The sequence below is a fragment of the Halomonas sp. DP8Y7-3 genome (genome assembly GCF_019801675.1).
In the GTDB taxonomy this organism is placed as follows: Bacteria; Pseudomonadota; Gammaproteobacteria; order Pseudomonadales; family Halomonadaceae; genus Halomonas; species Halomonas litopenaei_A.
Genome location: NZ_JAHVIO010000014.1, coordinates 391804 through 418797 on the forward strand (window position 1 = coordinate 391804; position 26994 = coordinate 418797).

Annotated in this window: 20 protein-coding genes, 1 other RNA gene and 1 pseudogene; 9 read left to right on the forward strand and 13 right to left on the reverse strand. The window is 62.6% G+C overall.

Annotated elements, in window-relative coordinates:
• Window positions 1-55 precede the first annotated feature (55 nt).
• From KUV86_RS16295 to KUV86_RS16310, 4 genes are all read right to left on the reverse strand, one after another.
• Complete coding sequence (locus KUV86_RS16295; RefSeq protein ID WP_222485601.1) at window positions 56-1087, reverse strand: histone deacetylase family protein; 1032 nt, start codon at window positions 1085-1087, stop codon at window positions 56-58.
• 173 nt (window positions 1088-1260) lie between these two features.
• On the reverse strand, window positions 1261-1986 hold the full coding sequence (locus KUV86_RS16300) for a tellurite resistance TerB family protein (protein ID WP_222485603.1): 726 nt from the start codon (window positions 1984-1986) through the stop codon (window positions 1261-1263).
• A gap of 408 nt (window positions 1987-2394) precedes the next feature.
• Window positions 2395-3765, reverse strand: a complete 1371-nt coding sequence (locus KUV86_RS16305; RefSeq protein WP_222238099.1) for an NAD-dependent succinate-semialdehyde dehydrogenase — start codon at window positions 3763-3765, stop codon at window positions 2395-2397.
• A 291-nt stretch (window positions 3766-4056) separates the two neighbouring features.
• Window positions 4057-5067, reverse strand: coding sequence for an aldo/keto reductase (locus KUV86_RS16310; protein ID WP_222485605.1), 1011 nt, complete (start codon window positions 5065-5067; stop codon window positions 4057-4059).
• A gap of 226 nt (window positions 5068-5293) precedes the next feature.
• Here KUV86_RS16310 and KUV86_RS16315 point away from each other — a divergent pair, with 226 nt between their 5' ends.
• Window positions 5294-6256, forward strand: a complete 963-nt coding sequence (locus KUV86_RS16315; RefSeq protein WP_206936943.1) for a hypothetical protein — start codon at window positions 5294-5296, stop codon at window positions 6254-6256.
• On the opposite strand, the pseudogene KUV86_RS20160 reads toward KUV86_RS16315, so the two are convergent.
• Both KUV86_RS20160 and ffs read right to left on the reverse strand, forming a co-directional pair.
• A pseudogene (locus KUV86_RS20160) lies at window positions 6213-6455 on the reverse strand (DUF6538 domain-containing protein); the annotation flags it as partial. The gene KUV86_RS16315 and the pseudogene KUV86_RS20160 sit on opposite strands and share 44 nt — an antisense overlap.
• Window positions 6456-6681: 226 nt before the next feature.
• An RNA gene (gene ffs / locus KUV86_RS16320) (signal recognition particle sRNA small type) lies at window positions 6682-6778 on the reverse strand.
• Window positions 6779-7151: 373 nt separating this feature from the next.
• Between ffs and KUV86_RS16325 the strand changes: the two genes are divergently transcribed.
• The 3 genes from KUV86_RS16325 to KUV86_RS16335 all read left to right on the forward strand — a co-directional run bounded on the left by KUV86_RS16325 (window position 7152) and on the right by KUV86_RS16335 (window position 11514).
• Complete coding sequence (locus tag KUV86_RS16325) at window positions 7152-8375, forward strand: acetyl-CoA carboxylase biotin carboxylase subunit family protein (RefSeq protein WP_206936942.1); 1224 nt, start codon at window positions 7152-7154, stop codon at window positions 8373-8375.
• Window positions 8376-8548: 173 nt separating this feature from the next.
• On the forward strand, window positions 8549-10576 hold the full coding sequence (locus tag KUV86_RS16330) for a hypothetical protein (RefSeq protein ID WP_222485607.1): 2028 nt from the start codon (window positions 8549-8551) through the stop codon (window positions 10574-10576).
• Between the two features lie 179 nt (window positions 10577-10755).
• Complete coding sequence (locus KUV86_RS16335) at window positions 10756-11514, forward strand: TlyA family RNA methyltransferase (RefSeq protein WP_222485609.1); 759 nt, start codon at window positions 10756-10758, stop codon at window positions 11512-11514.
• Between the two features lie 35 nt (window positions 11515-11549).
• On the opposite strand, the gene mscK is transcribed toward KUV86_RS16335, so the two are convergent.
• Window positions 11550-14972: a mechanosensitive channel MscK gene (gene mscK / locus KUV86_RS16340; protein WP_222485611.1), complete on the reverse strand. Its 3423-nt coding sequence runs from the start codon at window positions 14970-14972 to the stop codon at window positions 11550-11552.
• Window positions 14973-15123: 151 nt separating this feature from the next.
• Between mscK and KUV86_RS16345 the strand changes: the two genes are divergently transcribed.
• The 5 genes from KUV86_RS16345 to KUV86_RS16365 all read left to right on the forward strand — a co-directional run bounded on the left by KUV86_RS16345 (window position 15124) and on the right by KUV86_RS16365 (window position 18538).
• The gene (locus tag KUV86_RS16345; RefSeq protein ID WP_206936936.1) at window positions 15124-16224 is read left to right on the forward strand and encodes a phospholipase A; all 1101 of its coding nucleotides are present in this window, start codon (window positions 15124-15126) and stop codon (window positions 16222-16224) included.
• 152 nt (window positions 16225-16376) lie between these two features.
• Complete coding sequence (locus KUV86_RS16350; RefSeq protein WP_222485613.1) at window positions 16377-16751, forward strand: YqjD family protein; 375 nt, start codon at window positions 16377-16379, stop codon at window positions 16749-16751.
• On the forward strand, window positions 16751-17182 hold the full coding sequence (locus tag KUV86_RS16355; protein ID WP_222485615.1) for a phage holin family protein: 432 nt from the start codon (window positions 16751-16753) through the stop codon (window positions 17180-17182). Before KUV86_RS16350 ends, KUV86_RS16355 begins: the two co-directional genes overlap by 1 nt.
• Entirely contained in the window at window positions 17179-17472 is a 294-nt protein-coding gene (locus KUV86_RS16360; RefSeq protein WP_206936931.1) for a YqjK-like family protein, read from the forward strand. Before KUV86_RS16355 ends, KUV86_RS16360 begins: the two co-directional genes overlap by 4 nt.
• A gap of 331 nt (window positions 17473-17803) precedes the next feature.
• Window positions 17804-18538: a ParA family protein gene (locus KUV86_RS16365; RefSeq protein WP_222162945.1), complete on the forward strand. Its 735-nt coding sequence runs from the start codon at window positions 17804-17806 to the stop codon at window positions 18536-18538.
• 13 nt (window positions 18539-18551) lie between these two features.
• Here KUV86_RS16365 and KUV86_RS16370 read toward each other — a convergent pair whose 3' ends face one another.
• The 6 genes from KUV86_RS16370 to KUV86_RS16395 form a co-directional block, all read right to left on the reverse strand.
• Entirely contained in the window at window positions 18552-19568 is a 1017-nt protein-coding gene (locus KUV86_RS16370; protein ID WP_222485617.1) for a CHAD domain-containing protein, read from the reverse strand.
• Between the two features lie 51 nt (window positions 19569-19619).
• On the reverse strand, window positions 19620-21401 hold the full coding sequence (locus KUV86_RS16375; protein WP_222485619.1) for a vWA domain-containing protein: 1782 nt from the start codon (window positions 21399-21401) through the stop codon (window positions 19620-19622).
• A gap of 206 nt (window positions 21402-21607) precedes the next feature.
• Window positions 21608-22171: an RNA polymerase sigma factor gene (locus KUV86_RS16380; RefSeq protein WP_222485621.1), complete on the reverse strand. Its 564-nt coding sequence runs from the start codon at window positions 22169-22171 to the stop codon at window positions 21608-21610.
• A gap of 296 nt (window positions 22172-22467) precedes the next feature.
• Window positions 22468-24666, reverse strand: coding sequence for a TRAP transporter permease (locus tag KUV86_RS16385; protein ID WP_222485623.1), 2199 nt, complete (start codon window positions 24664-24666; stop codon window positions 22468-22470).
• A gap of 95 nt (window positions 24667-24761) precedes the next feature.
• A complete protein-coding gene (locus KUV86_RS16390; protein WP_222485625.1) occupies window positions 24762-25736 on the reverse strand; it encodes a TAXI family TRAP transporter solute-binding subunit in 975 nt (324 codons plus the stop codon).
• A 165-nt stretch (window positions 25737-25901) separates the two neighbouring features.
• Window positions 25902-26966, reverse strand: a complete 1065-nt coding sequence (locus tag KUV86_RS16395) for a tartrate dehydrogenase (RefSeq protein WP_222485627.1) — start codon at window positions 26964-26966, stop codon at window positions 25902-25904.
• Window positions 26967-26994 lie beyond the last annotated feature (28 nt).

Consider the following 26994-nt stretch of genomic DNA (forward strand, 5'->3'; position numbering starts at 1 on the left):
CACGATGATGCCCGCCACTCCGAGCAAGAGGTGTGGCGGGCATCATTGTGTCGCATCAGCGCTGCTCGAAGCCCTTCAGCACCTTGACCACGTTGATACCGATCTCCTTCACCGCGTAACCGCCCTCCAACAGGATGACGGTGGGCAGCTCCAGGCTGGCCAGGCGCCGCCCCATATCGTGGAAATCGTCACTCTTCAGGCGGAAGCTGGAGATCGGGTCGCCTTCGAAGGTGTCGACCCCCAGGGACACCACCAGCAGTGAAGCCTGGTGACGGCGAATCTCGCCCAGCGCCAGCTCCAGCTGCTCACACCAGGCGGTGTAGTCGGTGCCTGGCGGCAAGGGATAGTTGACGTTGAAGCCGAGACCCCGACCCTCACCTCGCTCGTCGGCATGCCCAAGGAAGTAGGGGAAGCACTGGTCCGGGTCACCGTGGATCGACTGGGTCAGGACGTCGTCACGGGCGTAGAAGATCTGCTGCGTACCGTTGCCGTGGTGGAAGTCCACATCGAGGATCGCCACCCGGCCATGGCCGTCACTCAAGGCATGCTGTGCCACGATGGCCGCATTGTTGAAGAAGCAGTAGCCGCCGAACTGATCCGTGGCGGCGTGGTGGCCAGGCGGCCGACACAGGCCAAAGCTGGGCTCGCCACTGGCAGCCGTGTGCCGGTAGGCAGCAAGCGCCACGTCCTTGCTCGCCATCGCCGCCTCGAAGCTGCCCTGGGAAATCGAGGTGTCCCCACCGAGTGCATAGTAGCCAAGCTTGCCACCAATATGGCCAGGGATACGGTCATCGCGCATGGTTCGCGTAGGCCAGGTGGTCGGTATCGCCTCGCCCTGATAGCCCGCTGCCTGCCAGTCATCCCAGCAGTTGGCCACAAAGTCCACATAGGCGGCGTCGTGAACGGCATCAACGGGATCGCGACCGAAGGCTTGCGGCTCACTCACCTGCCCTACCTCGTGCTGACGTATTTGCTCCAGCACCAGGTCTACCCGCTCGGGGCACTCGAACGGCGTCATCAATTGACCGTCGTGAAGCTCGGTCTTGGCGCGACGCAATTTGGTCGCTTCGCTGTGAAACACCTGCATGGAAAACCTTATCCTTATGATCGGGTGAGCTCACTGTTCTGCGGTGTGAGCCCAGTGCACACCGTGGAAGGCAAGACATCGGAGGGTAAAGCAACGCCCGACCCGTTGCAGTGGCAAGCGGTCGGGCGCTGATAGCAAACGCGAATCGCTGATCGCAGAAGCAGGTCAGGCCGTCAGTTCAGGCTTTCCAGCTGCCGCTCCAGCTCACGCCGCATCGACTCGTCCAGCCCCAGAGCCGTACCCAACTCCTCCAGCCAGGCCCGCTCCATGGCATTCTGCTCATCGATCACGGCGGCGCTGGCCAGGTACATTTCTCTGGCAGCCTGCGGAGAATCTGCCTGGCGAGCCAGTGCCTCGGCATCCAGCGGAGCCGTGAGCTGCTGCTCGACCCAGGCATGCAGCTCGTCATCCGCCCCTAGCTGCTGCATCTGTTCGCTGATCAGGGCGCGCTCCTGGGCGTCAATATGGCCATCGGCGCGCGCCGCCATGATCACGGCCTGCAACACCTCGAGACTACGCTGTTCTTGAGCCGCCCCATTGAGCTCCTCCAGTGGGGCGCCTTCCTGAGCCGACGCTGTGTGAGTCGCATCGGTACTTCCGGAACGGGATGCCTGCCACGCCTTCCATGCCAGCATGCCGACTCCTGCAATGGCACCGTACTTGATCGCCTTGCCACCCATGCTGCGTCCCCGCTTGGAGCCCATCAGCATGCCCAGCGCACCACCCCCCAACAGGCTTTTCATGTCCATCCCCCCGCGGGAGGACGATCCGACCGACAGCTGGGACGACACGCTATTGATCAACCCCTGTACATCGAAGCCACCGCGCGAAGACCCAGACGATGAGGATCCTCCGCCCGCCTGTTTCATCAGCTGGTCCAGCAGGAACTTGGCATTCATGACGCTCTCCTTGGTCGTGAGACAACCGTGTCTTCGTTGGAATACTCCAGCGCGATGAGGTTCCCCGCAAGCTGCGTGAACGGGCTCATCACTGGAGCCTGAATCTCCGGTGCTGCCAGGTTCACCCTAACCGCCTCCGGCAACCGCTGCGCCCCACTCTTGGCACCAAGGGGGAGCTCGGGTCCTTCCTTGCACCCTACACCCGTCACCCCAGCGACACATCCTGCACATGCGCTCCTTATCAACAGTCCCTGTCAGCAGCCCCCTGTCAGCAGCCCCCTGTCAGCAGGCTCTTAGTAAACAGGCCCCGTCGAGCCAGTTAGCTCGACGGGGCCTGAGAGGCGGCTGCCTCACGCTGCCTCACGCTCCTTCGCGCGTGACAGCGCAGGATGGTTCAGGACAGAACGCTCAACGCGCCATCTTCACCATCTGGCGGTTGACGAACTCGTCCATGCCATCCTTGCCAAGCTCACGCCCGAAGCCAGAGCGCTTGACCCCACCGAACGGAAGCTCAGCCTCGCTGCCGGGCGGCTCGTTGATGTGCACCATGCCCACTTCCAGGCGGTTGGCCAGGTCCAGCGCCGCCTCGGGATTGGTGGTCTGGATCACCGCGCCCAGTCCGTAGGGCGTGTCGTTGGCCAGGTCGATGGCCTCTTCCAGGTCAGCAGCGCGATAGACCACGGCGACCGGTCCGAACAGCTCTTCCTGGAAGATACGCATGTCCCGGGTCACCCCGGTCAGCAGGGTGGGCGCGTACCAGGCGCCCGCCTTGTCCAGGCGCTTGCCACCGGTCACCAAGGTGGCGCCTTGGCTGACGGCATCCTGCACCTGGGCATCAAGGTTCTCCAGCGCCTGCTGGGAGGACATCGGTCCCATCACGGTGTCATCCGCCATCGGATCACCGACCTTGATGTTCTCGACCGCCTGACGGAAGGCCGCCAGAAACTCGTCATGCACCGAGGCATCGACGATGATCCGCTTGGCCGCGTTGCAGGCCTGGCCGCAGTTACCGAAACGTCCCTGCACCGCCTGCTTGACCGCCTGATCCAGGTCCGCATCGGGCAGTACCAGGAAGGGATCGGAGCCACCTAGCTCCAGCACGACCTTCTTGAGCTGCCGACCGGCTTGCTCGGCCACTGCGGCACCCGCTCGCTCCGAACCGGTCAGCGACACGCCCTGCACGCGACTGTCCGCGATCAGCTCGCCAACCTGCTCGTTGCTGGCATACAGATTGGTGTAGAGACCTTTCGGCGCCCCGGCTTCGTGGAAAATGTCTTCGATGGCCTTGGCCGACTCGGGGCACTGGGGCGCATGTTTCAGCAGGATGGTATTGCCATTGAGCACGTTAGGAGCGGCAAACCGCGCCACCTGATAGTACGGGAAGTTCCAGGGCATGATGCCCAACAGCACGCCCAGACCCTGCTTGCGCACTTCGGCCTTGGCGCCTGCCGTCACGATGGGCTCTGGCTCGAGCCAGGCTGGACCGTTGTCGGCGTAGTAACGGTAGATATCGACTACGACCGACATCTCTCCCAACGCCTGGGACTTCGGCTTGCCCATCTCACGCACGATAATGTCCGCCAGCGCATCACGACGTTCCTCATGCAGGTCAGCCACACGGTGCAGCAGGGCTGCACGCTCAGCCGGGGTGACGCCACGCCATGCCAGATAGGCTTGCTGGGCCAGTTCGACAGCCTCAGCAATCTGGGCGTCGCTGGCATCCGGATAGGTCGCCTCTACCTCTCCCGTGGCGGGGTTGGTGACCTTGTAGTGACTCATTGAGGCTTCTCCTTTCAACGTGGTGTTTGTAATGACTTGGGGTAAAAGAGATCTGTGTTAACCGTGAACCGAGCTATCCGACGCTAGACCAGAAGCGCTCTGGTGATATCAGAACCCAACAGCATAGCCGGGGCCTTGTGGCGTTGACAGGTCGAATCCACCAGAGTTCGACGCCGCCGCCAGACAATACTCTTGAACTTGGTATAAACCCTCTGAACCTGGCATAGACCTTCTGAACCTGGCATGAACCTTGTGAACCTGGCACCGGCCTTCACCATCATGACGCTCGGGTCAGCCGGCAGGATCGAATTCCTCAGTATCGATATCGGCCTGCTGGACGTCACTGTAGCGTCGCCCTGCTACCTGGTCGGGGGTCAGCATGGCGTTGAGCAAGGCGAGCACGCCTGCATCCAGGCTCAGCGCCTCGGCGGCCAGATTTTCTCGCTGATGCGACGGGTCACGGGAACCCGGGATCGGGATGACATCCGCCCCCTGCCCTCGCAACCATGCCAGCGCAAGCTGCGCCGGAGTGCAGCCCTGCTGCATGGCGATATCTTCAAAAGACGCCAGCAGCGACAGGTTGTGCGCATAGTTGGCGCTGGAGAAGCGCGGTATGCCACGCCGCATATCGCCCTCTTCCAGGTCCTCAGGGTGGCGTAGGCGACCGGTAAGAAAGGCACGTCCCAGCGGACTGAAGGCCACCAGCACCGTGCCAGCCTCGCGACAGGCGTCGAGCAGTGCAATCTCGGGGTTTCGCGTCCACAGCGAGTACTCGGACTGGACCGCCGCCACCGGGTGCTCCGCCTGGGCACGCCGAAGCGTCGTGGCAGATACCTCGGACAAGCCTACCCCGCCAATCTTGCCTTCCTGCTCAAGCCGCCCCAGCTCCCCGACACTCTCCTCCACCGGCACCTGGCGATCCAGCCGATGGAGGTAGTAGAGATCCAGATGATCAGTACCGAGTCGTGCGAGGCTCTGCTCGCACTGGCGTCGCAGAGTCTCGGGACGTCCGTCGATGCGCTTGGCGCCAATCGATGCATCGAAGGCCATGCCGCATTTGCTGGCAAGAAAGACCTCCTCTCGCAGTCCTTTCAGCGCCTGCCCCACGACCTGCTCATTGCGTGTCTTGCCGTAAAGCGTGGCGGTATCGAAGTGCCGATATCCGGCGTCGAATGCCTCACGAATCACCCCTACCGCACGGGCCTCCGGCAAGGGACTGCCGTAGGCATGGGAGACGTTCATACAGCCCAGACCGATCGCTGGTGCACTCAAGCGGGCAAGGCGCTGAACCACGTAAGACATGTCGGCTCCATGGATTGGTCATGAAAAGGTAACAGAACACTCATCGTACGATGCTGATATTAATCCTTCTAGGCGAATCATTTCGCCCCTACCATATAGCTGTCGCGCAACAGACTCGTCCCAAGGCCCCCAGGACCAGCGAAGCATCGGCAACGTCCTGTGCCCGACGAAGATAGCGCGCCTCCATCAGAAAAAAAACGAACCCCCACCAAAGGATAGCAACGCAGTGGAAAACTTCTCGATCGGCGTGGACATCGCCACCAGCCTGGCGATTCTCGGTGCCTTTGTCTCCTGGACCCTGGATAACCATCGCCAACGTCGCATGGCCAGAGAGGTCGGCATCAATGACCAGGCACGCGCCATCGCGGTCACCAAGGTTCAGGAAACCACCATTCAGCTGTCAAAAGACTTCAACAGCATGATCACCATCGCCGGCAAGATCGAGCGTCGATTGAATCGGCTGTGGAAGCAGGATGGCGTCGATGCCGTGCAACGGCATATCGAGAACAATGACAGCTACCTGCAGGATGTCAGCAGCGACCTCCAGGACTTCAAGGGCGAGGTGTCTCGCTACTACGAGAGCTGCCACGTTCACAAGTATCTGCTGTTTCCTGTGCTCGGAAGCTTACCCGAAGGAGACGAGATGGTAGCCAGCGTCAAGCGGGACTTTGATGACATCGCCCGCTGCCACGACGAGATCAACTCCGGCTACGCTCACCTGATGCGTGAACTCGAGACCGCCGTGGCCCTGGCGGCAGAGCTGCAGGCCACCGATGAGGACGACGCTCAGCACCCCGAGATCAAGAAAAAGCTGGTCAACGCCGTCAGTAGCATCGCCTACGACCCAGACTACAAGGACTTCACCCACTACTTTATTCCCGATGGTCAGGAAGAGGCCTTTTACCGGGAGTACGACAATCGGGAAATTCAGGATCGCGAGCTAAGCGGCCAGGTCATCGGCAACCTCTACGGGAGCTTGCTGAAACACCCCGCCCGACCACAGGCCATGTGCCTGCTGTTGGCGCGTCAGTCGATCCAGCGGACTCGTACCGAGTGCAAGGAAGTCCTGTGCTCGCTGAGTGCCGTGGCGAGTGTGCTGCTGGCCCGTAACGAGGGCACTACCCTCTCGGCAGAAATTCAAAAGCTCAAGTCAGACGACTACTTCGCCCTCGACCGCGAGATTCGCTGATTCTCCCGCCCCACCAGGGCCATACCTGACATGCCCCCTTCTGAGCCTCGCCGGCTATCGCCAGCGTCAGGAGGGGTGCCTTTGCCCCCATGCATACCGCTGAGCATGAGCATTGGCCAGTAGTCCTCAGCGAACGTCGAATCTCGGTCTTGCCGATGGCCGCCCTTGCCCGTAGAGGCACAACAACGCGACAGTACCAGCCCCCATGACGGGGATCTAAACAGGTAGAGCATGCTGGGGCTCTTGCGCTACCGAGAAAATGGCCGAGGCTTTGATGGGCAGGGCTTCAGAGAATCTTGGTCTGTTGGCTTTTCAACAGAGGAAGGCGCTGATTCGGGCATCGTTGTACCACCTCGTTGTACCACTGCGGGTCAATGAGGGGAAAACCTGCGAATCATCAAAGAGGGGGCCTGAAATGGAGGCGGCCCCGACAGCCACATCCCGGCACACGCGTCCACCACTACCGTTGCTCCCTTCCGGGCCTGGCGGGGTTTGCGGTCTAGCGTTGCGGGAGGACCGACGGGGCCACCACAGCGAGGCAGAGTAACGATTCTACTGCCTGTGCCTGAAGCGCTGGCATGCTGAACTCTCTCGTCTTGCCTTTCAAGAGGTACTCTTTTGGTGAACACCTCAAGGACAAGACCTTCGAAATCAGCCTCTTGCCTCAGAGCGCGTGCACTATACCAAGGTCGCGCCTTGGCCACAAGGGTAAACCCAGTAGACTTTGCCTTTCCGGCCTAAAGACGGCCGATATGTGAGACTTCCCCCCTAAAGCTGTATGGTGAAAGCCTCTTATTGCCTGGGAGCACACCTTTCCGGGCACCGTCATTTGAGGATAACGACGACCGACGATTCCGACCTCACGCACCTACATGCCTGTTACAGGAGGCGCTGCATGAACAAGGACCCTAATAAAGGCTACATCGCCCTGCTCGGCTGGAGCTTGAATGCCATTGAAGCCGCCGAGAACTTTGATCGCCGCTACGTTGTGGTGGCGCCGGACTGGGCCGAGGACTACTGCAAGCAGCACGACATCCCCTATGTCTCCTGGAACTTTGAGCGACTCAATGATCGCTCCATGGAAATCGCCGAGACCTTGCGAGACATGGGCGTGGACGTCGCCATTCCGCTGTTCGAGGAAACGGTCGAATGGTCTGGCGCCATCAACTCGGTACTGCTGGACAACCCCCGCCTCTACGGCCAGTCGCTGCTGCTGCGCGACAAGGCACTAATGAAGCGTCGTGCCCAGCTTGGGGGCATCCGCGTCGGCATCTTCGAAGAGGCCCACGATCACCAGGACGTGATTCGCTTTCTCAAGCGCGTCAACCAGACCTTGCTCAAGCTTGATGGCGACCCCAACGACCCCATCCATCTCAAGGCCTTCGACAAGGCGGGCTGCCTGGGTCATCGGGTCATTCGCACGCCAGACGAGGTGGACACCATCCCGGAGGAAGAATTCCCGGTCCTGATGGAGTCCCACCTGGATGGCTGGGAGTTCGCCGTCGAGGCATGGATTCACAACGGCAAGATCGCATTCCTCAACATTTCCGAATACGTGACCTTGGGCTACTCCGTGTTTGTCCCGGCCTCACCGGAGCTGGAGCGCTACCGGGAGCAGATTCGGGTACAGATCGAAAAGCTGATCAAGGCCTTCGATATCGACTTCGGCCTGATTCACCCGGAATACTTCGTCACCAGCGACGGCGAGATGTACTTCGGTGAAGTGGCTTATCGTCCCCCTGGCTTCAAGGTGTTCGAACTGCTGGAGCGGGTTTACGGCTTCAACGCCTATCAGGCCAGCATGCTGGTCTTCGACCCCAAGACAACGGCCGAGGAAGTCGCGGACTTCTTCCCCAAAGAGGTGGTCGACGCCAACGGATTCGCAGGCTGCTTTGGCGTTTATCCCCGTCGCCGTGTGGTTAGCCGTCTGGAAATCCCGGAGTCGGTGGAGGACCACCCCTACTTCGAGTCCCACGAACTGACTGCGCCCCTGGAAGAGACGGTGACCAAGCGCACCGCCTTCGGCACCCACTGGGGACTGGTGTACTTCCGTGGTGACGATGCGCACACCCTTCGAGACCTGCTGAAAGCCCAGGAAGACGAGGACTACTACGTCTAGGCGCCGGGCCAACCGTTCATAAAGGCGTCACCACGCGTTATTGCCCCCGTCCACGGTGCCGATGCCTGCACAACGACACCGTGGCACGCGGCGGCGTTGCACATTTGCGCCAGCGTCACGCATCATACCGGAACGGCTAGACGCCCTCGCCCACCAACCGCCCAGGAGCCGGAGTGACCTCCCCTGACATCTCCCCCACCGACAACGACAAGCTGAAGGGACTGCTGGTCAAGTTGGACGATGCCATCGCTGGTCTTGAGGCCGCTGCCGCGTTCGCCAAACCAGGCAAGCTCCCCCATGTACTCGACATCTGCCGCCGGGTGCTGCTGCAGCCCGATGGTTGTGCGCAGCTGGAAACGCGAGCACAGAGCCTGGAGCAGGCGGGTGTCTTTGACGGTTCCGACTGGGCCTACCCCCACATTCTCATCCCGTCGCTGACCAGCCACTCGCTCAAGAGTGCTGACCCGCAGCTGGTGGTGATCGAGGTGCTGAGCGAGCTGCGTATGCTGGCAGTGGCCAAGCAGCAGTACCGACACCCCTTGATCTCGAGTGAAGGGGCTCACCGCTATCTGACCCAGGTCATGGCCATCAATCTGCCGCTGCTGTTCTCGGCCCCCAGCGAAGCGGAGCGGGAAACCCAGGGGCGACTGGCCCAGATCCCCCGCGCGCTGTTCCAGCACTTGGCCAACCGGGTCGGTTACGAACACGTCATCGACGAGCTGATCAGCGAAATCTGGCGGATACTCCAGCAGCGTCCGATTCAGGTCGAGCCGGTCAAGCAGATGGTGACCCAGATTGCGCTCTGCCAGGCCAACCCGAATATTGATCTGGGCGCCAGTGGCCAAGGCGCGGACCGGCTGGTCAGCTCGCTGTTCGGCCCGACCCAGGGCTGTCGCGAAGACCCCGGCGTGGAAGTCTATCGGGAGCGCCTGACCGCCATGGATGCCAGGGCACTGCAATACGAAGCCAGCGGTTTTGCCCGGGCCATGCATGACACGGGACTGGTGTCACCCTATCACCCGGTCCTGCTCAGGCACCTGCTGGACCTGGGCGACAACCTACTGTCGGAAGCCCTTGGCCTGTCGTCGACCGGACGTGATTGTCTGCTGTGCTATCGGGACCTGGTGCACAGCATGATTCGCACCGCGATTCATCCCCAGACAGCCCAGGCGGTCTACGGCCTGGCCCTGACCCTGGAGCGCGGCATTCTCTATCAGCCCCCCGTGGCCCCCGCCCTGTGGAGGCAATTGGGTCTCACCTTGTCGGACTGGTCAGAGGCGCGCCTGCATGCCGCCTTCGGGGACGCAGTGTCACACCGCGCCCGACTGATGGAGGGCGTGCTGTGCATGCTGGGCCTGCCCCTGGGAGTCGGCCAGGGCAACAACCCCACCTGCCAGTCCGCTCGCGCCCTGTCCATGTGGGCCTACAACGACCCCGACTACCTGCTGCAGATGGTGACCTGGGCAGCCAGGGATGATGAAATCATCATGCACTTCGAGGGCCAGCCCATCTCGTCCCGCGACAGCGAGTCAGGGGTTGCCCAGACCTTGCCGCTGGATCTTGACCCGGTGTCATTGCTGGTCGTTCCCCACCTCGATCGCATCTATGCGGAAATGGGGCGCCGCTGTATCGGTCGCGAGGGAGACCCCCACCGCTGGGTCAATCCGGAATTTCACGGCTGGTGGGCCGGCCGTGGCTTTGGCATCAACGTCGACGTCGCCACCGGGCAACTGGCCGATGTGGACATCTTTTTGCGCCACTTCTATGCCAGCTACCACCCCTACTACAACGGCAACCAACCGCTGATTCACCCGCAACCTGCCGGCATCGCCGTCACCGATAGCGCCGGCCGCTTCATTGGCTGGCACGCCATCACCATCCTGCGCGCCTCCCTCGATCCCGCCGGCGACATGCGGGTCTACTTTTTCAACCCCAATAACGACAGTGGTCAGGACTGGGGCCTGGGCGTCAAGGTCAGCACCGCGGGCCAGGGCGAGCGCTTCGGTGAAGCCTCACTGTCCTTCGAACAGTTTGCCTCACGCCTTTACATCTACCACTACGATCCACTGGAGCATGGCGAGCTCGCCCAGGTCAGACAAGAAGAGCTGGACCGGGTCATCGCCATGATTCAAGAAAGCTGGGGGGCAGACAGGATTCCGGCGGGGGGCCTGCAGGCCGTGGACAGCAGCAACCCAGGGTGACACGCAGCACGGTGCATTCTGCCCCATCTCCTGACCGGCCTTTTGGTTAATCCCTCAAGCGACCTCTTGAGCAACCTCTCGAGCAACCTCTCGTTCAAACCGTGGGCGCACCCGTCGTGAGAGTGGCGGCGCCCATGGCATAATGCCGCCGCATCTCACGTCAGGAACGTTCTATCGCCATGCTTCGTCTCGACCAGCTTCTCGTGAGCCAGGGGTTCGCCCGCTCTCGTACCCGCGCACAGCGCTTGATACGCCACGGCCGCGTCAGCCGCCTGTCAGATGGCAAGGTGCTCACCCGCCCTGGTGAGAAGTGCCCTGAGGACCTGGCACTCCAGGTGGAGCAGGATCCGGAAGATCGCTACGTCTCACGGGCAGGACTCAAGCTGGAAGCCGTGCTACAGACCCTCGGGTTATCTCTGGAAGGCCTTCGCGTGCTGGATGTGGGCCAGTCGACCGGCGGCTTTACCGACTGCGCACTGGCAGCCGGGGCGCGGCACGTGGTGGGTGTCGAAGTCGGCCATGATCAGCTGGATACCAGCCTGCGCGCCGACAGCCGGGTCACCTGCCTTGAGGGGCTAAACGCCCGCCACATGGCAAGCGCCGCGCCGCTGCTCGAGCTTCTGGAAAGGGATGGGCGCCCGGACGTCGCCGTGATGGACGTATCCTTCATCTCGCAGACGCTGATTCTACCGGAGCTGGCCAAGCTCCTAGCGTCCGACGCCCTGCTACTGTCACTGGTCAAGCCGCAGTTCGAGCTGGGGCCAGGCGCGGTCGATCAGCGTGGACTGGTCAGCGACCCGCGCCGCTACGCCGACGTCGAACAGCGGATTCGCAGCTGCTGCGATCTGCACGGATTCGACATCCTGCACTGGCAGGAGAGCCCGATCCTTGGCGGCGACGGTAACCGTGAATTCCTGCTTCAGGCCCGACGCCGTTGACGGCAAGGGCCTGAATCCACACTGCGCGCTCGCGATCAGCGCCCCCCGGCATCGCCACCGCCATCTGCGCCACCCTCTCCGCCGCCGATACCGACATCCCCTGGGTCCCCCTTGGCGCCGGGAGGGGGATGACCATCGCTAGGATCGGCGCACTGGCGCTGAATACCTTTCCACACGTCTCGCTGGCCCGACCGCCGTATATGCACATCGAGTTGATCGAAGGCGATACGAATACCGTTTTCGGCAAACAGGTCCCCGATGCGACCGTTCAACTCATCCGTGGCGAGCAGACGGTCCCCCAGCGCATTCACGTAGATACGCAGCTCGTATTCCATGGTGCTGGCGGTGTACGCCATAAAGTAGATCTCTGGAGGCGGATCGGTCAGCACCCGCTCGTTCTCCTGGGCCGCCTGCTCCAGCAGGCGGTGCACCAGACTGCGGTCCGCGTCATGACTGACCCCGTATTTCAGGGTGACCCGCGTCACGCTATCTGACAACGACCAGTTGATCAGCTGATCGGTAACAAAGGTCTTGTTGGGGATGATGATTTCCTTGCGATCAAAGTCCGTCACCGTGGTCGCACGGATGCGAATACGACTGACGGTACCTGTCAGGTTCCCCAACGTAATGGTGTCGCCGATACGCACCGGTCGTTCGAACAGGATGATCAGGCCCGAGATAAAGTTGGCAAAGATCTCCTGCAGACCAAAACCAAGACCCACACCAAGCGCAGCCACCAGCCACTGCAGCTTGGCCCAGGACACGCCGAGGGCACCCAGCGTCATCACCGAGCCGGTACCGACGATCACGTAGGACAGCAGCGAACTGATGGCATAGGCACTGCCCTGCTTCAGTTCAAGCCGCGACAGCACCATCACCTCGAGCAGACCCGGCAGGTTGCGTGCCAGCATCATGGTAATACCGGCGATAAACAGCGCGACCAGCACGTCGCCCACGCTGAGGTTGTCCTCCAGCGCCTCGCCGCCTTCGCCCATGGCACCCTCGACCAGGGTGACATTGTCGAGATACCCGATGACCGCTAGAAAGTCAGCCCACACCACATACAGCATGGCGGCGAAGCCGATGGTCAACAGCAGCTTGGACAGCCGCAGCGATTGCTGGTTGACCTGTTCCATGTCGAGCGGTGGTTCCTCGACGATGTCCAGGCCGCTGTCATCCTGGCTCAAGGCCCGCCGCCGCGCCAAGGCGCGGCGGTACGCCAGCCGCCTGGCCGCCACGGCCAAGCCGCGGACCACGGTCGCCTCGACCAGTATCCATACACCGAGCAGATACAAGGAAATCACGAAACGGCTGATCAAGCTGAGCGAAGAGTAGACGTAGCCGTAGAGCACCGCCCCAGCCAGCGCAATCGGCACCAGCGCCAGGGCAAGCCCGAGCACCAACCGGAACAGCTTGACCCCGAAGAATGGCGTATGCGCCAGGATCAGCTTGGACAGGGCCACGCTCATGCCGAGCAGCCCCACCAGCAGCAACCCGAGCCCCAGCGGACGCTGATTGAAGGTCAGCGCGGCATCCCGGGCGTGGGGAGCAATCAGCAGCACCGGGGCCAAGCTCACCCCCAGCCACAGCATCCACCAGCGCAGCTTGGCGGCGTACTTGACCGGCCAATGGAAATGCCGGGTCGCGACCCCGTCATTCACCAGCAGCCGGCGCGACCAGGCCACCACGCCCCAGGCCAGCGACAGCTGCAGTACGGAGTGACCGATATCCACCGCCACCTCAGACCCGCCCAGCGTCAGCAGCAGCCCAAACGCCACCAGGCACAGTGGCCCCGGCGCGGCAATCAAGGCGTTGAGGGCAATCGCCCTCGGCGTGTGCAGCTGGCTATCGAAGCGCAGGCGGCCGATCTGTTCATGGATTTCGCCTAGCCTGCGCAGAATGGCCCGGCGCAGCAACAACAGCAGGGCCACGACCAGCAGCACCGGCGCCGCTATCCATCCCCCAGGTCCGGGCCACTGCCAGTGTGTCGGCAGCACCTGCCGCCATTCTCCCTCGCGCCACTCCATCAGCAGGTTCTGGGGAATCTTCATCATCCACCCCAGGTCGATGGGGCGGGCGTTGGCGACCCAGAACAGCTGTTCGTCGATGCTCGAGCGCAGCTCAGCACTGATATCCAGCAGCTGTTGCTGGTTGAGCTGCAGATCAATGGCCGCACTCAGGATTTGACCGTAGGTGGGTTCCAGCTGGTTGATCAACTCCCGACGGGAGTCAAGCAGCTGCACAAGGGGCTGAACCAGGGGCTCCGGGTTGTCTACCGCGGCCTCGTCAAGCGCCTTGCGTGCCATGCTCTCGGGGGATCGCAGTGCCTCTCGCTCGCTATCCAGCTCGAACTGGGCCAGGCGCACATCGGCAATCTCATCACGAAGCCCGGGGCGCGGCTGCACCTCGGGCAGCGACTGACGTTGCTCGCGGAGAATGCGAGACAGCAGAATACTGCCGCGTACGGCTTCGATGTTCTGACTGAGTCCCTGCTGCAGGCGACGCACTCTCTCAAGCTGACGCCTGACTTCGAGCCCATCCCGCACCAGATCATTTGCCCGGGACGTCGCATTGAGCAAGTCCCTCGACAGCTCCCGGTTGGTGACCTGGGCCGCCTGAATGATCGGATGCTGCGACACCGCCTCAGGCTCGTCACGCACCGCATCGGCAATCGCACGCTCGGTCTGCTCACGTCGCAGCTGATCAAGTCGTCCCTGTAGCGCGGACACCCAGGCTTCCTCGCTGGCGGCTTCCAGTTCGAGCAGCTCCAGGCGCTGCTGCAGCACTTCGCGCATCCGCGTGTTGGTCGTCAACTGACGCTGGTGAAAATCCAGCTGTGCGTCGGCCAGTGCCTGCTGGGCTCTCGCCGCCAGGCGCTGTGGAGCGTCGTCCGGTAGATCACGACGGTTCAGCTCCTCCAGCGACAGACGCGCATCGTCCATGGCCTGATTGGCCTCCGTGATGGCCTGTTGCGCGCGCTCCGGCAGCGTCTGTGCGCCCAACAGCTGGCTCTGCACACTGGTGAGCGTGTCCTGGGTCGACTGAAGCACACGAGCAGCGTCACTCAGACGCTGCTCCACGGCAGGTATCTGCAGCCCTTCTAGCTCCGACAGGTCATGGGACTCATCTTCCTCTCGCTGGCGCAACGCCTGCTCCAGCGCCGCCAGACGTTCGGGTGCCTCCTCCAGGCGCCGCTCAAGACTCGCCATATCCCGCTTGATGTCCTCAAGCTTCTCCAGGGAGTCAATCGCCGAGGTCAACGCATCGATATCCTGTTGCGCCGCAGCACTGGGGGGATCACTGGCATTGGCGATACGCTCGTCCAGGCGGGACTGCAGCTCCTGCTTATCGGGAAGCCCCCTGTCGGGAGCTTCCTGAGCGGCCACCGGAAAGGCCGCAAGCGCCAGGCAGAGCAAGCAGGACAGCAGCACTAACAGCGCGGAACGAGGGCTTGGCATCTTAAGGAAATTTCCTGTCGCAACGGGGTGAAAGGCGCGATTTTCAACCCAGTGTGTCAGTATGGCAATCCAGTGCAAGATTCTTTCATGAAGTTGACTCGTGCTGCCGCCATGGTAGAACAACGCCTCAACCTGTCCATTGGATCATCCTATGAGCCGCCCCGCCCTCCATTTATCCTTGCTACCCACCCTGCTGGTGCTTGCCATCGCTGGGCAGTCGGCCCAGGCGGCAAGCCTGACTGAGGCAGAACGCTCGGCCAAGGAAGCCCGCGTTGAAGCGCTCAAGGCCGAACTTGCCAGGCTGGAAAGCGAGCTCAACGACGATGAAGCCCAGCAGGAGACCGCCCAGGCCCTGACGGGCACGGCCGGTGAGGCTCCGGATACCACTGGCTTGCCAGCGTCTGAAGAAATCGTCGCCCAGGCGTCCGGCAAACCTATTGAAGAGACGGTTGAACAGCGTCGCCTGCTGGAACGTGAGTCCGCGAGCAACCCCTTCGCGATCACCACCCACCGCCGCAACTACATCTTGCCGGTGACCTACAACAGCAGCCCCAACGAGGATGCATTCCGCGCGGACGACGACGACCCGAACATGGACAACACCGAACTGAAGTTCCAGTTCAGTGCCAAGTTCAACCTGGCGGAAGATCTCGTGTTCGACAATGGCGATCTGTATTTCGCCTACACCCAGAAGAGCTGGTGGCAGGCCTACAACGGTGATGAGTCATCGCCCTTCCGTGAGACCAACTACGAGCCGGAGTTCTTCCTCGAATTCCAGAACGACTACAAGCTCTGGGGCTGGACCAACGTCAGCAACCGTATTTCCCTCAACCACCAGTCCAACGGCCGCTCCGATCCGCTGTCGCGCAGCTGGAACCGCGTCATCGGCACCACCGCCTGGGTCAACGACGAGTGGGCAGTGGCCGTCGCACCCTACTGGCGCGTGCCGGAAGACGATAACGACGATGACAACCCGGACATCGAGGACTACATGGGCTACGCCGATATCACCGTGGCGCGGCAAATGTTCGGAACCCATGAAGCTAGCCTGATGATGAGGGGCAACCCTGACGAAGGTAACTACGGCAGCCAGCTGGATTACTCCTGGCCGCTGTTCGGCAAGGTGCGTGGCCACCTGCAGTACTACTACGGCTACGGCGAAAGCCTGATCGACTATGATGAGCGTACCAACCGCTTGGGGATTGGCTTCAGCTTGAACCCGCTGTTTTCGGCGGGAAGCTTCAGTCCCTGATAAGGTGCTAGCGTGAGTCGCAGGTCCGGCGCCCTGGCGAGCCGCCTTGCCAGGCGCCAAGGCCATTGCGGCACCTGCTACTCTAATGCGAGCATAAAGAAGATGGCTGATGCCTCTTCAGCGTCTGTCCACCCACGTCAAAGGAAGACATGATGGCTACACGAAGCTCCAGCACCACCAGCAAGACCAAAGCCGATGCCGCCGAAGCCGCTTCTTCAAGCGCCTCCACGGAGCAGCTGCGCGCAGACCTGAAGCAGCTGTCCACCACACTGGAGGATCTGCTCAGCGCCACCGCCGATGACTCCAGTGAAGCGGTGAAGGAATGGCGCAGCAAGGCCGAAGCGCGCCTCAAGGATACCCGCGCTCGTCTCGAGGCCACCGGTGAGCGAGTCTATCGCCAGACCCGTGACAGCGTGACCGAGCAAGTGGATGCCTGCGACCGCTATGTCCACGACAACCCGTGGAAGAGCATCGGTATCGGCGCCGCCGCTGGCGTCGTGATCGGCATGCTGCTCGGGCGTCGCTGATGTCTGACAGCCAAGGACCGGCACAGCGACTGTTCGGCGCAGGGAAGCGTGTCCTTTCCAGCCTGATCGCCACCGGCGAGACGCGTCTGCGTCTCGCCGTGCTTGAGCTGGAAGAAGAACGCGCCAGACTGGTCACCATGGCACTGCTGCTGGGCCTCAGCATGGTACTGGTGATGCTGGGCATCGCGACCCTGACGGCGTTCGTGATCATTGTCTTCTGGGATTCGTATCGGCTGACCGCCATCGCCGTCAGTGCGGCCGTCCTGCTGCTGTCGGGAGTGGGCATGGCGCTGGTGGCCATGCGCATGGCACGCCAGCGCACCCTGCTGGTCAGCACGCTGAAACACCTGGCGCTGGATCGCGAACTGGCAGAGTCATCGCTCAACGACGATCCTGGCGCGCATCGGGATATGCGAGGACCCTCGGCATGAATCGTGATCAACCCTCTGCCACTCGAGCGCAGCGCAAGGCAGCGCTCGAAGCCACTATCGAGCAGCAGCGACTGGACATTCTGCTGGCCGCCCACCGCTACCAGCAGGCCGGCCAACGCATTGACGCTGGCTGGCAGGCCGTGAGCCGCTACCGCACCCCGGTGTTGCTTGGAGCCGGTGCCGCGCTCATTCCGGTTCTGCGCCACCCAGGTCGACTGACACGCTGGGGACGCAAGCTGGTCGTGACCGCGCTGGCCGTGCAGCGGGTCAGGCGCCTGATCCAGCGCTAGCCTGGTGGTCCTGCCTGGCATTCTCTTGCCACGCTGTTCCTGACCGACTCTTTCTGCCTCCCTCTGCCTCGCTTCCTCTGCCTCGCTTCCTCTGCCCCGCTTCCTCTGCTCCGCCTTCAACCTGGTCCCAACGTCTACCTCTATCGAGCGCCAGCCTTTGGCCAGCCCGGCATGGGCTCTGCCGCGACAGGGGCTTATCCTACAACGACTCGGCCGTGCAATCTGCGCGTTGCTGACGGAAGACTCAACCTCCGTTCCATGACACAGCGAAGCTGCTAAAGCTGTGTTAGAGTCCTTCGATAACGTCATCAATTATCAGGGATAATCGGCGATGCGAATGCTGTCGCTCTACAGCATCAAAGGCGGCGTCGGCAAGACCGCGTCCGCCGTCAATCTCGCCAGTGAAGCCGCTGGATCAGGCCTGCGCGTGCTGCTGTGGGACCTGGATCCTCAGGCGGCCACCACCTTCTATCTCAAGGTGAAGCCAAAGATTCGCGGTGGCGTCGAGAAGCTGGTCAAAGGCAAGGCCGCTTTCAACAAGGTCATTCGTGCGACCAATGTGGACGGTCTCGATGTGCTCCCGGCATCGCTGGACTCAAGGGAAATGGACCACCTGCTGGAGCATCAAGGGACCAGCCACCTACGCCAGATACTGGCGCGGGTAAGAGACGAATACGACCTGGTCATCCTCGACTGCCCGCCTACCCTTTCGCACATGTCGGAAAACATGTTCACCAGTGTGGATGCCTTGCTGGTGCCGGTCGTGCCGTCGACCCTGTCGCTGCGCACCCTTGAGCAGCTCGAGACCTTCCTCGACGATCGCCATCTTACCTGCCCGCTATGGCCCTTCCTGACTCTGGCAGATCGACGCAGAAGTCTGCATCGGGAGGTCATCGATAGCTTCGACAAGCGCTGGCCACTGCGACTGTCGACGGTGATTCCGGCGGCAAGTGCGGTCGAGCGCATGGGGCTTGAGCGTGCCCCGGTCCGTCACTTTGCCCCAGCAAGCCCGGCCGCACACGCCTATGCCGGCCTGTGGAAGGAAGTGTCCCAGCGCTTGAAGTGAGTCACTGCCGACGTCAAGACGCTGCCCTCATCTGCTGAGCGGCTTCTTCGAACCTGGCCGCCAGACGTTCAAGCTGCGGCCTGCGACACAGGGTCATGACACGGGTCAAATGCACCTCAGTCTGCTCTTGCTGGCGTCCATGCAACAGCATGAATCCGCGCAAATGGCGGGGAGCGCTAGCCCGCGCTGGCGCATCCGTCGCAGCGCTTGCCAGTCGCTCCAGCATTTCATCTTCGGCGTGCTGCAATGCTGCGGCCGTCAGGGCATCGGCTCGCACCAGGTCATCATGGAGATCTCCGAAGGCATCCTGAAAGCGCTTCATCTCGTCTTCCAGCTCAACAAAGGCACTGCCCTGTTCTCGCCAGGGTTTCAGCAGATAGCGCAATCGCTTGCCGGTGATACGCGGACGATGCAGCGCTTCCTCTTCAGCGCCAACGCGCACCTGGGCAAGCTCCGACAGCCACTGGTCTCGCAGCCGCTCCAGGACCTCGGCACTGGCAACCCCAAAACGGGGGGCTTCACGCACATCCTGCTTGCGCGTCGACTTCCGCTTGGCGCTGCTGCCCAGTGCCGCCCGTTTACCCCGCGCTCGGTTGGCCGCCTCGCGTAGCTTGGCATCGAGCATAGGGAAGCTCGCGATCGGCGCATCCAGCCTGGCGTATTCCCTGTCGACCTGAGGCGCCAGGCGCTCACGCCACCAACCGAGTGCGCCCCGCTCAGCGGCTCCACTGGTCGCCACCTGTTCGTCCAGCCAAGCCAGCATGACCTCCCTGTCACGCGCGTCGTTGGTCGCACGTGACAGCGCTGTCAGCTGACGATAGAGCTCTTTATCGACAGCCACGCCGGGCTGTGAGCGGAAATCCTTGAGCAAGGAGCGTAGGCGACGAAGGGCCACCCGGAAATCGTGAAGCCCTTCCGGCTCATGGGATTGGCGAATACGCGGATAGGCCTGGCGCGCCTCATCGAGAAGAGCGCTGATGATGGACGCCATGGCCGCATTTACACGCCGTCGCCCCAACGCCTTGGCCATGCCCCCTCCTGAACAAGAAAGTTGTGATACATCCAAGCGTAGCGTAAAACCTCAGCGCTCCGACAGGTCTCGGGCCAGTCGCATCAGGCGTACAGCCTCGGCACGATAGCCAACGCGATCTTCGCCCCTGTTGCCCTCCGCCAGGGCGATGGCATCGTCCCAGCCCCAGTCACCGAGATAGCGGTCATCACCGAGCAACTGACCAACGCCTGCGATGGCGGCGGCGAAGGACGCTTCGCTATCGGGCAGCTGCCAGGCTGCTCCCGTCGGCGCCTTGATCGGCATCTCAATCAGACGGCTGCGATCGTCCCCCGGCACCTTGTAGCGAAGCGCCAAATGGCCGAGCTCATCGCTGTAGCGGCCCGCCGGGCTGTGATCCTCCTTGGCGTAACGCCGCGGTTCGCTCATGGCAGCGTAGGACCCCACCGGGGTGATCTCGTAAAGTGCGGTGACCTGGTGCCCTGCGCCTATATCACCGGCATCTACCCGGTCATTGCGGAAGTCCTCAGGCCTCAGCGCCCGGGTTTCATAGCCGATCAAGCGGTACTCCTGCACTCGCGCCGGATTGAACTCGACACGCACCTTGACGTCATTGGCGATGGGCTCAAGCGATGCCGACAGTTGATCCACCAGCACCTTCTGCGCCTCGGCCATGCTGTCGATGTAGGCCGCCTGACCGTTGCCATGCTGGGCAAGGGACTGCATCACGGCATCGTCAAGATTGCCGCGCCCGAAGCCCAACACCGACAGGTAGGCGCCATCGTCGCGCTGGTCGGCGATAAAGCGCTCCAGCGCTTCGGGATCGCTGATGCCCAGGTTGAAATCGCCATCGGTGGCCAGCACCACTCGGGTCGTCTCGCCTTCGCCGCTCATCCGCCTCGCCACTCGGTAGGCCTGACGCAAACCCGCCTCACCTGCGGTGCCACCGCCCGACGTCAGGCGCTCCAGTGCGCTGATGATGTCATCACGCTGGGCGACCCTGGTCGGCTTCAGCGCTATACCGGCGCTGCCAGCGTAGGTGACGATGGCGATCTCATCGTCGTCTTCCAGTTCACCCAACAACAGCGCCATGGATCGTTTGAGCAAGGGCAGCTTATCCGGCGAGTGCATCGAGCCAGACGTATCGATCAGCAACACCAGATTGACCGGCGGGCGGGGGCCTGGCGTGGCCGCCCTGCCCTGAAGCGCTACTCGTACCAGTTGGCGCCCGGAGTTCCATGGCGAGGCAAAGACGTCAACGATCGGGAGAAAGGCCTCTGCGTCAGGCTGCGGGTAGTCGTAGCTGAAGTAATTGATCATCTCCTCGATGCGCACCGCCTGGGGCGGCGGCAACTGTCCCTGCATCAGCGACGAGCGCACCACCGCGTAGCTGGCCGTGTCCACGTCCACCGAAAAGGTCGACACCGGCGCCTCGGCGGTCACCCTAAGGCTTGAGGCATCGAACTCGGGATAGGCTTCCGTGGTGGCGGTAGACACCTGGGCCGAAGGCCCCGGGCTCGGCACGGGCGCTATCCGAGCGACCTCCTGACTCGGCATCAGGCCGCGCATCGCCGTCGATGTCGATGTCGATGTCGCAGGAGAGAGCGACGCCGATGGTGAAGAAGCCAGACGCCCACGCTCGGTCGATTCAAGGGCGGCCTCGGACTTGCTGGCCGTTCGAGGTGGCGCGACGACCATCTCGGCATCCTGGCTCGGCTCGGACCCCGTCACGACGTCGACGTCCTGGCCCTGGGGCCACAGCAGGTAAAGCCCCAGTGACAGCGCCGCCAGCGAGGCGGCTGCAGCCACCGATGGTCGACGGTGCAAGGGTCGATGTGTGCTTGATCGATTCATGGGGGTACCCCTCCGGGGGAAACGTGGCCGCGGCCTGGTATCGTCGCGACCTTCCCCCAAGAGACGTGGCTCGGCCCTGGACTCTTGGTCGGTGGCCTGACATTGATCGAACCGGTCAAGCGCCGCCTTGAGATGCCCGGACTTCACCTCCGCCTCTGGCGCGGGTGCCGATGACAGAGCCCGTTCGAGGCGCTTCAGCTCATCACTCATCTTTCCTCCTCCCCCCGGGCCAGCGCGCTCAGTTGTCGTTTCACCTCACTCATGCGCCAGGCCACGGTGCCCTCGGATACCTCCAGCACCTCGGCCACCTGGGCCTGGGTCATGCCTTCACCCAGCGACAGCGCCACGGTGTCACGCAGCTCCATCGACAGCGTCGCCATTGCCCTGGCGAGCCAGCGCTGCTCATCGTCGCGCTGTCGATTGCGCCGATGTCGGTCTTGCTCCCAAGCCTCCCAGCCCTCGGCAGCCTTGCGCCGAGTAGCCTGCTGCCGGCGGCGATCGTGGGCGGCGTTGACCGCGACCCGATACAGCCAGGTGGAAAAGGCAGCACGCCCGTCAAAACTCGGCAATTTATCGGGTAGTGCCAGACAGATATCCTGGGCCAGATCCTCGGCCTCGGCGCGGCTTCCGGTCAGCCGCCAGGCCAGCGCAAACAGCCGATCGTAGTGGCGAGACAGCAGGCGCGCGAAGGCCTCACGCTCGCCTCCGGCAGCGCCCTTCACCAGTTCTATATCCGTTGGTACCCGTGCTTCGGGCTGTTGAATCGACAAGTGGCCGCTCCTCGCGGTCGGACTCTCGGAAAACCACATCGCCCCTCAGGGAGGCGTCTTCATGTAAAGACGTCATTGATGCCCAGATCCTTGGGCGGCCGAGAAAAAAATCGCAGGCAGCATCCCTTGAACAGGAAGCCTCCACGTCTGTGCAAGGTAGTAGCACAAAAAAGAGGCGGCCCGTAGGCCACCTCCCCGCGCTTTAACACCCGGGCTTGCGCTCTGCTTCAAGACGCCAGGTATCGCTGCGCCCTGTCTTCGCTGCCTTGCCGTTCTTGACAGGGCAGCGTAGCGACTCAGGAGGGCAGCGTGCCGGCGCTCTTGTGGCGCCAGCGTTGGGCGCCCCAGATCGTCGCACCGAGCCCCAGCCCCACCAGATCGGTCACCAGCCCGCCAGCAATCATCGCCAGGGCAGCCACTCCCAGCACCAGCCTTGCCACCAGGCCCACAGGTGCGGCCAGGAAGTAGCCCTGAAGCGCCGCCGCCAGCAGATAGATACCGATACTGGCGGTGACCGCCACCCTGACGATCTCCCACCAGGCTCCCTGCATCAGCAGCGCAGGACTGTAGAAGAACATGAAAGGCACGATAAAGGCGGCCAGGCCGAACTTGAATGAGGTGGCCGCGGTCTTCAGCGCATTGGTGTTGGAGATTGCTGCCGCCGCGTAGCCCGCCAACGCCACTGGCGGCGTGATCGCCGACAACACCGCGTAGTAGAACACGAAGAAATGGGAGACCAGCGGTGAGATGCCAATCTGCTGAAGTCCTGGCGCCACCACCGAGGCGGCCACCGCGTACGCTGCCGTGGTGGGCATGCCCATGCCCAGCAGGATCGAGATGCACATGGCGAAGAACAGCGCCAGGAAATGGCTGGTATCGGCAATTCCCAGCAGCATGGACGCAAAGCGCGCGCCCACTCCGGTCAGCGAGATGACGCCGACGATAATCCCGGCGCAGGCACACACCGCGATCAACGGCACCGACATCCGCGCGCCCAGCTCCAGCGCCCTGAGCAAGGCCTTCGGCCCCATCCAGTGCGGCGTCAGCCAGGACACCACGGCGGCGCTGACCATGGCCAGCGTGCCCGCACGGATGACCGAATACCCCATGAACAGCGTGGCGATCAGGATGATGATCGGCAGGAACAGGTAGACCCGCTTGACCATCTCACCCACCTGGGGCAGCTGCTCCCTGGGCAGGCCCTGCATGCCATCCCGGCGCGCTTCCAGATCCACCATCAGGTAGATGGCGAGGAAGTACAACGCCGCCGGAATCAGCGCGGCAAAGGCAATCTCGGTATACGGGATACCGGTAATCTCCGCCATGATAAAGGCCCCGGCACCCATGATCGGCGGCACGATCTGGCCACCGGTGGAGGCCGCCGCCTCGATTCCCCCGGCACTCAGCGGGTGATAGCCGACCCGCTTCATCAGCGGAATGGTCAGCGACCCGGTCGCCACCACATTACCGGCAGAGGTGCCGTTGATCATGCCCATCAGTCCCGAGGCAAAGACGGCTACCTTGGCGGGCCCACCCCTGGAGCGCCCGGCCATGGCAAAGGCAAAGTTGACGAAGTAGTCGCCCACCTTGGACGCCTGCAAGAAGGCGGCAAAGGTAATGAACAGAATGATGTAGGTCGACGATACCGCCGTGGTCGGCCCAAGCACCCCACTGTCGGTGTACAGGTAAGTGAAGAAGCGCTTGGCGGTGTAGCCGTCGTGGGCCAGGATGCCGGGCAGGTAGGGGCCGGCGAAGGCATAGACCAGAAAGACGCTGGTGATGACGATCAGCGCCAGTCCCGCGATACGCCGCGTAAGCTCCATGATCAGCAGGATACCGCTGGCCGCGACCAGCCACTCAGCGGTGCCGACCAGCGGTGTGCCCGCCGCCATGCGCCAACGGCCCAGGACAAAGATCAGGTAAGCGGCCACCACCAGTGCCGACACCATCAACGCCAGATCCGGCCAGTGAATCCGGTCCCCTCGACTGCTCGGCGCGCGGCAGAAGGCCCAGCTTGCGAGCACGCCGAGCGTACTGGCAAGCGTCAGCGAGACGGCCAGATGCATCGGTAAAGCAGGATGAAAGGCGGCGCCACGGGCATCGCTGAGTCCCCACAGCACCAGGGCACAACCCGCCGCATACAGGCTCGCTGCCAGGGTCAGCGTGGCCATCGCCCGCTCGGCGCCAGACGGCCGGCGCGCTCCACTTGTCACCGCATCAGGGTCTACCGACATCGCCGCGGTGATCGCGAACCCCACCAGCAGACCGCCTGCCACGTGAAGAATGCGAAAGGTCCAGGTTTCGATCGGTGCAATGTTCAGCGCATAGAGATGCATCGCCGTAAACAGCACGCACCCCAGCATCACCGTACGGCCGACCAGGCCGTCGAGCACGCGCTCATTATGGGCACGGGGCAGGTCATCGGCGCCCTCAGCCACCACCGTGTGCAGAGGAGCCACCTCGCCAGCGGGCTCCGCTTGTCTTGTCGTGGTCATGTTAGTCGTCCCTCAGATCACCAACGCCGAGACCCACCCAGGGCCTCGGCGCAAGGGCATCAAGGCCAGCCGCTACATCGGCCGGCCCATGCGCATCAGCCTTCCAGGTTGTCCGGGATGTCGTAGCCGTTTTCCTCGAACCAACGGACCGCTCCCGGATGCCAGGGCATGAAGCTGTTCTGGGAAGCGTTCTCCGGCAGGGTTTCCTTGGCCGAGCCGTGCACCTTGAGCATGCGCTCGTGCTCTTCCATCACCGTCTTAGTCACCTCATACACCAGCCCCTCGGGCATATCCTTGTGGGTGATGGCAAAGTTCCAGATCGACACGGCTGGGGTCGGTTGTTCCAGCGACTGATAGGCACTCGCCGGAATCGACGAAGCGCTTAACGCAGGGAAGTCCTCCAGGAACTGCGCGCTTTCCTCCGGGGAGAACGAGAAGATATTGACGTCGGCTTGCGCCTCGAGCTGACTGAACGCGGAAACCGGTATACCGGAAGCGAAGGCAAAGGCATCGAGCAGGCCATCCTGGACCTGCCCCGCCTGATCAGCGGCGCCGCCATTGCGGGTGTCGACCTCGATACCCAGCTTGTCGAAGATCTGCGGGAAGTAGAGATCACCGGTTCCACCGGCAGGCCCGATGCCGATGGTCTTGCCGTCCAGATCGGCAACGGAGTCGATACCCGAATTCTTGAGCGCAATGACCTGCAGTGCGGTCTGGTACATCGGGAAGACCGCCCGCACGTCGGTGTGCTCAACTCCTGGCGCCAGCTGGCTGTTGCCTTGCCAGGCCTGATAGGCGGGTCCCATGGTGACCATGCCGAACTCATGCTCGCCCATCTGCACCATGGTGACGTTCTGCACCGGGCCACCGGTGACCTCGGCACCAAACGAAATGCCCGTGCGCTCGCCGACCAGGTTGCCCCAGCCGCTGCCGTAGATGTAATAGGTGGCACCCTGGCTGCCGGTACCGATGGTGACGCTCTGCGGCCAGTCTGCCGAGTCGTCGGAGGCGAAGACCGGGCTAGCGGCGGCAGCGATCAGTGCGCTGACAATAAGCGGTGTGGTGTTCATGGCGTTGCTCCTCGATATTGTGATTGTTGCTGGCAAGCCTCTTGCTGGGCTTGTGGAGCGGAGAGCCGATGGTCTCCGGCTCCCCAGAGACTCACGCAGGTGGACATGACGCTGCGCGAGTCACGTCATCGCCCCCCGACGCCACGGCACCAGGGGGAATCAGGCTTATCCCTGGGCTTCAATATCTGCACAGATGGCGGCGGTCACGTCTCGGGTAGTGGCGTCACCGCCCAGATCCCTGGTCTGCATGCCGGAGGCTGTCAGTCGTTCGATGGCTGCCATCAGGCGTTCTGCGGCAGTGGTTTCGCCGAGGTGCTCAAGCATCATCGCGGCCGTCCAGAACGACCCCACCGGGTTGGCAATGCCTTGGCCTGCGATATCAAAGGCGGAGCCGTGGATCGGCTCGAACATCGATGGAAAGTTGCGTTCCGGGTTCAGGTTGGCGGTCGGGGCAATGCCCAGGCTGCCGGACAGCGCCGCCGCCAGATCAGACAGAATGTCAGCGTGCAGGTTGGTGGCCACCACCACGTCAAGGGTCTCAGGCTTGAGCACCATGCGGGTGGTCACCGCATCCACCAGCTCCCGGTCGATCTCGACCTCGGGAAAGTCCTTGGCCACTTCGAAAAACAGTTGGTCCCAAAGCACCATGCCGTGACGCTGGGCATTGGACTTGGTCACCAGCGTCAGCTTCTTGCGCGGGCGGCTCTGGGCCAGCTCGAAGGCAAAGCGATGGATACGCTCGATGCCCTTGCGCGAAAAGATGGAGAGCTCAGTGCCAATCTCGTCAGGCAACCCCTGATGCACCCGGCCGCCGTTGCCGGAATACTCACCCTCACTGTTTTCACGGACGATCACCCAGTCGATCTTGTCGGCGCCTTGCAGGCGACTCTTGACCCCCGGCAGCACTCTGGCCGGGCGCACATTGGCGTACTGATCGAACCCTTGGCAGATCGCCAGGCGCAGCTCCCACAGTGACACGTGGTCGGGCACGTCTTCGCTGCCCACAGCGCCGAAATAGATGGCATCGAAGCCCTTCAGACGCTCCAGTCCACCGTCGGGAATGTACTGCCCCTGCTCCAGATAGCGCTTGGAGCTCCAGTCAAAGTCTTCAAATTCGAAGCCGAAGTCGCCACTTTTATTGGCCAGAGCCTGCAGTACTTGCTTGCCCGCTTCGATGACTTCCAGCCCGATCCCATCGCCGGGCATGATCGCTACCTTGTGTGTTCTCATCTGTCTTGGACCTCGTTGACGTACCAGA